Raw genomic sequence first — 289 nt, 5'->3', positions numbered from 1 at the left:
AATGGCTCTAAAAAATGGTGCCGGCCAGAGGACTTGAACCCCCAACCTACTGATTACAAGTCAGTTGCTCTACCAGTTGAGCTAGGCCGGCTTAAAATGGTGGAGAATGACGGGTTCGAACCGCCGACCCTCTGCTTGTAAGGCAGATGCTCTCCCAGCTGAGCTAATTCTCCATTTTAATAACATATGTATAATTATTATTTGCCCGGCAACGTCCTACTCTCGCGGAACGTAAGCCCAACTACCATCGGCGCTAAAGAGCTTAACTTCTGTGTTCGGCATGGGAACA

2 tRNA genes and 1 rRNA gene are annotated in these 289 nt (G+C 48.4%); all 3 read right to left on the bottom strand.

Annotated elements, in window-relative coordinates:
- Positions 1–15: 15 nt before the first annotated feature.
- Positions 16–91: transfer RNA gene (locus LQ668_RS12335), tRNA-Thr, on the bottom strand.
- 6 nt (positions 92–97) lie between these two features.
- Positions 98–173 (bottom strand) — tRNA-Val (locus LQ668_RS12330).
- A gap of 30 nt (positions 174–203) precedes the next feature.
- Positions 204–289: ribosomal RNA gene (gene rrf / locus LQ668_RS12325) — 5S ribosomal RNA — on the bottom strand; the annotation flags it as partial.

Origin of the sequence: Mammaliicoccus sp. K-M42, assembly GCF_022386375.1 — a bacterium.
GTDB classification, from domain to species: domain Bacteria; phylum Bacillota; class Bacilli; order Staphylococcales; family Staphylococcaceae; genus Mammaliicoccus; species Mammaliicoccus fleurettii.
This window is presented reverse-complemented; position numbering and strand designations above follow the sequence as displayed.